This window comes from Pseudocitrobacter sp. 2023LY-00077 (assembly GCF_055796175.1).
The window spans coordinates 1-4,434 of the sequence record NZ_JBSPEI010000042.1 but is presented as its reverse complement, the minus strand read 5'-3'; the positions used below and the strand labels follow the sequence as shown (position 1 = coordinate 4,434).

Annotated in this window: 4 protein-coding genes; 2 read left to right on the top strand and 2 right to left on the bottom strand. The window is 53.0% G+C overall.

From position 1 onward, the window contains the following. The first annotated feature begins 298 nt into the window (after positions 1–298). A complete protein-coding gene (locus ACWWFX_RS24925; RefSeq protein ID WP_032623643.1) occupies positions 299–643 on the top strand; it encodes a MobC family plasmid mobilization relaxosome protein in 345 nt (114 codons plus the stop codon). Continuing rightward, a complete protein-coding gene (gene mbeA, locus ACWWFX_RS24920; protein ID WP_074377682.1) occupies positions 633–2,132 on the top strand; it encodes a plasmid mobilization relaxase MbeA in 1,500 nt (499 codons plus the stop codon). The genes ACWWFX_RS24925 and mbeA overlap by 11 nt, the downstream gene beginning before the upstream one ends. 378 nt (positions 2,133–2,510) lie before the next feature. On the opposite strand, the gene ACWWFX_RS24915 is transcribed toward mbeA, so the two are convergent. Together ACWWFX_RS24915 and ACWWFX_RS24910 are read right to left on the bottom strand one after the other, a co-directional pair. After that, entirely contained in the window at positions 2,511–2,954 is a 444-nt protein-coding gene (locus ACWWFX_RS24915) for a ribbon-helix-helix protein, CopG family (protein ID WP_064183953.1), read from the bottom strand. A 251-nt stretch (positions 2,955–3,205) separates the two neighbouring features. Then, positions 3,206–3,643, bottom strand: coding sequence for a DUF6998 domain-containing protein (locus tag ACWWFX_RS24910; protein WP_064183952.1), 438 nt, complete (start codon positions 3,641–3,643; stop codon positions 3,206–3,208). Between the last annotated feature and the right edge of the window lie 791 nt (positions 3,644–4,434).

The following is a 4,434-nucleotide window of genomic DNA, read 5'->3' as shown; positions in this document are numbered from 1 at the left end:
CGCAGTCTCACGGTAGGAGCGTAGCGACCGAGTGAGCGAGGAGGCGTAATTTCATCCTTATCTGCATGTTGCACTTACGCCCGGTAGCCTCATTTTTCCCCAGCCACATGAAGCACTTCCATACATTACCACTCCGCCGTAACATATTAAGCCAGTATACACTCCGCTAGCGCTACGTGACTGGTTCAGGGCTGCGCCCCGAAACCCGCTAAAACCACTGACGCGCCTGCGGCTTGTCCAACACCGCGCCGACCGGGAAAGGCTTTCCCGCCCGTCCCGGCGTTATCAGGAGGCCGGTTTGTCAGAGAAACGGAACAAGATGCTCACCATGTGGGTGACGGAGGACGAGCACCGGCGGCTGCTTGAGCGCTGTGACGGCAGGCAGCTGGCGGCGTGGATGCGGCAGACCTGCCTGGACGAAAAGCCTGCGCGCACCGGAAAGCTCCCCTCAATCTCGCCGGCGCTGCTGCGCCAGCTTGCCGGCATGGGCAATAACCTGAACCAGATAGCCCGCCGTGTTAACGCCGGCGGCGGCACCGGCCATGACAGGGTGCAGATTGTGGCGGCGCTGATGGCCATCGATGCCGGGCTTGAGCGGCTGCGGCACGCCGTTCTTGAGAAAGGAACGGACGATGATCGTTAAATTTCATCCACGCGGTCGCGGCGGTGGCGCCGGGCCGGTGGACTATCTGCTGGGTAAAGATCGGCAGCGTGAAGGCGCCAGCGTCCTGCAGGGGAAGCCAGAAGAAGTCCGGGAGCTGATTGACGCGTCGCCTTACGTGAAGAAATACACCTCCGGCGTCCTGTCGTTTGCGGAGGCCGATCTGCCTCCCGGCCAGCGGGAAAAACTGATGGCCAGCTTCGAGCGGGTTCTGATGCCCGGACTTGATAAAGATCAGTACAGCATTCTGTGGGTGGAGCACGAGGACAAGGGGCGTCTGGAGCTGAACTTTCTGATCCCCAATACCGAGCTGCTGACCGGCAGGCGGCTCCAGCCGTACTACGACCGCGCCGACCGGCCGCGTATCGATGCCTGGCAGACCATCGTGAACGGCAGACTGGGGCTGCACGACCCGAACGCACCGGAAAACCGCCGGGCGCTGATCACGCCGTCCGGGCTGCCGAAAACGACGCAGGAGGCCGCAGAAGCCATCACGCGCGGACTGCTGACCCTTGCTTCGTCCGGGGAGCTGAAAACCCGTCAGGACGTCACTGAGGCGCTGGAACGGTCAGGTTTTGAGGTGGTGCGCACCACGAAAAGCAGTATCAGCATTGCCGACCCGGACGGGGGGCGAAACATCCGACTGAAGGGAGCCATCTATGAGCAGTCTTTTAACGCTGGCGAAGGACTTAGAGCAGCAATCGAAAGCGCAGAAGCAGAGTACCGGCGAGATGCTGAAAGCCGCATTCAGCGAGCACGAGCAGTCTGTCAGAGCGGAACTGAGCGCAAGCGCGAGGAGAATCAGCGACGCCATCCTCGCACACGAGCAGAGTATGAGCGAGGCGATGGAGAAAAACCGGCTGAGCGTACTGCGGACTGCCGGGCGGACATGGCTCACCATCCTGATGGTGTCAGCGCTACTGATCGGCACGAGCGGGAGCATTCTGTGGTGGCAGGGGCAGCAGATAACCGACAATTACACGCATCTTCGTCAGCAGGAAGATACCCTGGCGAAAATGACCGCCCGGACGTGGGGAGTGCGCTATCAGGAGAGCAGCGACGGCCGGAGGTTTCTTATCCTGCCGCCGGGGATGCAAACCGAAGCCATCCCTTACGACGGGACGACATGGATCCGCCTGAAACAGGAGTAGCGGAAAATGACAGAGCTGGAAAAGCAGTTGCTGAGCGCATTAGAGCAGCTACAGCAGGACTACTCGCAAAGGCTGGACGAATGGGAGAGCGCCTTCGCGGAATGGCGGAGCATGTGTGGTCTTATGCAACGGGAGAACGCGGTGCTGAACGAGCGCGTGTCGGACTTGAGCACGCAGGTGCTGAGTTTAAGCGAGCAGCTGCGCCGCTTGTCCGGGAGCTGAGTACGGTAGAACAGCGGCAGCGGGAGCATGAGTATCAGAAAAGCCTGGAGTTGCAGCGCCAGCCGCAGAAAACCTACAAAGGACCGACGCTGGGCTGACGGATGCCGTCCCGTGACAAACCCCAAGAAGAAGGGCTGCGAAATTCCCCGCTAAATACGTCGTGATGCAAAGATCACGGCCTATACCAGGGGGAATTATGAAACTGCTTAAGGTTATTGAAGCTGTACTTAACTGCCTGCATCTGGCGGCAGAACTGTGGGAGTGGCTGGAGAAGCATTTGCCGGTTTTCGGGGCCTTCACGCTGTTTTTGGGCTGAATCCTGCCGTCATTCACCTGGCTGCATGGCTATGCAGTTGGGTAAAATTTATCTGTCGCGATCGGGGTGGTTTACCGGGTGGGTTGTTGTTGGTTTTGGCTGACTGCCGCCCCGTTCGTGGCGAAGCTGTCCGGGGCGGTGCGGGCAATGAGTGCTTATGTTAAATCAGTTCTTTTTCCATCAGGTACTGTAGTGCAGCTAAAAGATAAGATGAGTTGAAGGTTATATCTTGATAGCTAGATGTACTCATACTTCCTGTCTTTTTATACTCTTCAAAGAAATTATTCACATACATGGGTTCTAGCCTGCGCGTATTCCCTTTCGAATTTATGACATAGAGTTTTCCGTTATCACTAAACATCGTGAACTCAGTTTTTCTGGCCTCAGTTATTAGTTTTTTTTCATTTTTAAATTCTTCAATGAGGACCTCATAGAACGGTTTTGAGGTGTTCAGGATGATCTCTTTTTTTTCATGTATGTTTTCTATGTTATTCAAATACATAGATATTGATTCTCGTATCAAGAATGAGCGTTTTTTACCAGTTTTATCTACAGCATCATCTAGTCTTTTTAGTAACTCGTCTGGAAGTGATACAGCAATCATGAACAGCCCTCTAAATTTATAATCTAATTAACTAATCTAAATTTATATAAAAATAGAGCGGCCGTCAATAGTCGAGATTTCATTTTCTAATCAGTTGCATGTTCTGATTAGTTCGTAGGTACGTGCAAGGGATGTTATGGTAAAAGACGGTAAAGCCGGATGCTTGTGCAATAGCGCCCTTCTACTCAAGATGGCGGTTTTTTTACGGTCGTGATTTCGTGCAGAATTATTCAAGTAGGGGGTAAAACCACCTATAAAACAACACTCTGAAATTTATCCGTCACATCTTCAATATCCGCATGTGAAAGTAATTTTCTGGTCGGCTTTATTATGAAAGAGTTCGTATGTGCCCGATGGTCGGCCAGTTCTTTACAGGTAGATACTGGGATTTTTAAGGCCCTGATGACTTCGTATTTATCACCCAGCGTTATCGCTATCAGATAATCAAAATCCCAAGAGCGGATGCTACCAAACTGTTTTCCTTTGTTCGGCTTCCTCGTTTTCACCTGGAGTAAAGTGCCGTCGTCTGTCTGTATGTCTGCGCTTTTAGCTGAGTTAGGAAGTATGCGACCTCCATATACGGCATGAGCTAATTTTTCGCCCAGTTCACCGACAAAATTATTCGTAGTAAAACCAGCATCTAATGCTGCTTTATCGGCTTCGATTCTCATACGGATGGCTTGTTGCATACTTTTTGTAGCCCTTAATGGGGGAAGATCTTCTTGAGTTCCTTTTTTTCTGCGCGTAATCTCTTGCTTTGAAAACGAAAAAACCGCCCAGCAAGGCGGTTTTTCGAAGGTTCTCAGAGCAGCAACTCTTTGAACCAAGGTAACTGGCTTGGAGGAGCGCAGATACCAAAACTGTCCTTTCAGTGTAGCCTTATCGCACCCGAAACTTCAAGACTCTCCTCCTCTAAATCAGTTACCAATGGCTACCGCCACTGGCGATTTTTTGTGTCTGTAAGGGTTGGACTCAAGACGATAGTTACCTTACATGGCGCGGTAGTCGGACTGAACGGGGGGTTCGTGCATACAGTCCAGCTTGGAGCGAACTGCCTACCCGGAACTGAGTGTCAGGCGTGGAATGAGACAAACGCGGCCATAACAGCGGAATGACACCGGTAAACCGAAAGGCAGGAACAGGAGAGCGCACGAGGGAGCTACCAGGGGGAAACGCCTGGGATCTTTATAGTCCTGTCGGGTTTCGCCACCACTGATTTGAGCGTCATATTTCGTGATGCTTGTCAGGGGGGCGGAGCCTATGGAAAAACGGCAACGCCGCATCCTTTTTCCGGCCCTTCCTGACTTGAGTACTGCTTGCGTGTCCCGTCATCTTTGAGCTGGTAACGCCCGCCGCAGTCTCACGGTAGGAGCGTAGCGACCGAGTGAGCGAGGAGGCGTAATTTCATCCTTATCTGCATGTTGCACTTACGCCCGGTAGCCTCATTTTTCCCCAGCCACATGAAGCACTTCCATACATT

Excerpts from the sequence above, each read along its gene's own strand:
- ACWWFX_RS24915 (WP_064183953.1), bottom strand. The coding sequence starts at position 2,954 with ATGATTGCTGTATCACTTCCAGACGAGTTACTAAAAAGACTAGATGAT.
- ACWWFX_RS24910 (WP_064183952.1), bottom strand. The coding sequence starts at position 3,643 with ATGCAACAAGCCATCCGTATGAGAATCGAAGCCGATAAAGCAGCATTA.
- mbeA (WP_074377682.1), top strand. The coding sequence starts at position 633 with ATGATCGTTAAATTTCATCCACGCGGTCGCGGCGGTGGCGCCGGGCCG.